Origin of the sequence: Clostridium puniceum (assembly GCF_002006345.1) — a bacterium.
GTDB classification, from domain to species: domain Bacteria; phylum Bacillota; class Clostridia; order Clostridiales; family Clostridiaceae; genus Clostridium; species Clostridium puniceum.
In genome coordinates, this window is the sequence record NZ_LZZM01000076.1 from 1 (window position 1) to 2,147 (window position 2,147).

Genomic DNA, 2,147 nt, shown 5'->3' on the forward strand with positions numbered 1-2,147 from the left:
CTAGAAGGTCATGGAAGAGAAGAAATTATAAAAGATGTTTCTATAGATAGAACAATAGGTTGGTTCACATCTATGTATCCAGTAATTCTAGATATGACTTATAGTGAAGATATATCCTATGCTATTCGATATACCAAAGAAACTTTAAGACATATACCTAACAATGGCATAGGGTATGGTATATTAAAGTATTTTGCAGATAATAAAAATGTGTCATTTAAGTTAAAACCTGAGATAGGTTTTAATTACCTTGGAGAATTTGCTCAAAAAGAAAGTAATAATTTATTTAATTACTCTGAGTTAACAGGAGGACTGGCTATTTCTTTTGTAAATAAAAAATTAAATAATATAGAAATAAACGGACTTGTTTCAGACGGAAAGTTAGAATTATTTTTAAATTATAGTATTAGAGAATATAAGGAAGAAACAGTAATCAATTTATTAAAAGTATATAAAGCAAGTTTAATTAAGGTTATAGAGCATTGTGAAAGTAAGAAAGAAACGAAAAAAACACCGTGGGATTATGGTGATAGTGAGCTAAGTATAGAAGGTTTAAATAAGATATTATCTTATGAAAGGAATCTAGAAAGAATTCACTCTCTTGCACCAATGCAAGAAGGTATGCTGTATAGTTTAATGTTTGATAAAAACTCTCATGCATATTTTGAACAAAGTGTACTTACATTAGAGGGGATATTAAATGTAAAAATATTAAAAGATTCAATAAATAGCATTATAGAGAAGCATGAGATATTAAGAACAGCATTTTTCTATGACGATATAAGCAAACCAAAGCAGGCAGTTTTAAGAAAAAGAGAAATAGCAGTAAATTATGAAGATATAAGCAGTCTTCATGAAGAGAAGAAACAAGATTATATAGAAGAATTTAAGAAAGCAGATAGAGATAGAGGTTTTGATTTAGCAAAGGATTGTTTAATAAGGTTATCAGTAATAAAGATAAAAGATAATAGTTATAAACTGGTTTATAGTTTCCATCATATAATTATGGATGGTTGGTGCATAGGCATAATAATGCAGGAAGCAATTAGTATGTATAAAGCATTATGTGCAGGAGAAAAAATAGTTTTTGAGAAAACTGAACCTTACAGCAAATATCTAGAATGGCTTGATAAACAGAATAAATCTGAAGCGCTAGAATATTGGAAGTCATACTTAAATGAGTATAAACAAGAAGCAGAACTTCCTATGTTAAATAAAAAATCAGATAGCTTTGACAATAAAGAAGAAATTATTATATTAGAAAAGACGATGACATTAAAATTAAAAGGGCTGGCGGACACAAATAGCATAACAATAAATGCAGTGATTCAAACAGCTTGGGGAATATTGCTCCAAAAATATAATAATACTGATGATGTAGTATTTGGTTCTGTAATTTCTGGAAGACCAAGCGAAGTTAAAGATATAGAAAAAATGGTAGGTTTATTTATAAATACAGTGCCTGTAAGAATAAAAGGAGAACGTAATACAGAATTTAAAGACTTAGCAAAGAAACTAAATGAAGATTTTATTGAAGCTAATATATATAATTATTGTTCATTAGCTGAAATTCAATCTTTAGCAGATATGAAGAATAAGCTTATAAATCATATTGTTGTATATGAAAACTTTCCTTTAGATGAAACATTAATGAATACTGATGTGAGTAAAAAAGAAATAAATATTGTAGATTTTGAAGCCTTTGAGCAAATAAACTATGATATTGGAGTTCTTATATCTCCGGGTGATGAATTAAATATAAGGATAACCTATAACGGTAATGTATATAGTAAAGAAATTATAAAGTTAATAAGGGATAATTTATATAACCTGTTAAATTCTATATCGTTAAATCCAAGTATTAAGTTATCTGAATTGGATATGATAAGCGTGGAAGAAAAAAACAAACTGCTAAATGAATTTAATAAGAATAAAGAAATATCATCAGAAAAAACAATACAGGAATTGTTTGAAGAACAAGCTGAGAAAACGCCAGACAATATAGCAGTAGTATTAGATTGTCAAAAGTTAACTTATAGAGAATTAAATGAAAAGTCAAATTCTTTAGGAAGAGCCTTAAGAGAAAAAGGTGTAAGAGAAGAAAAAATTGTTGGAATAATAATGGATAGATCTATAGAAATGATTAT

At 27.5% G+C, this 2,147-nt stretch carries 1 protein-coding gene; it reads left to right on the forward strand.

Annotated elements, in window-relative coordinates; translation table 11 throughout:
* A partial coding sequence (locus CLPUN_RS06205; protein ID WP_143328987.1) for a condensation domain-containing protein occupies window positions 1–2,147 on the forward strand: 2,147 nt, incomplete at both ends.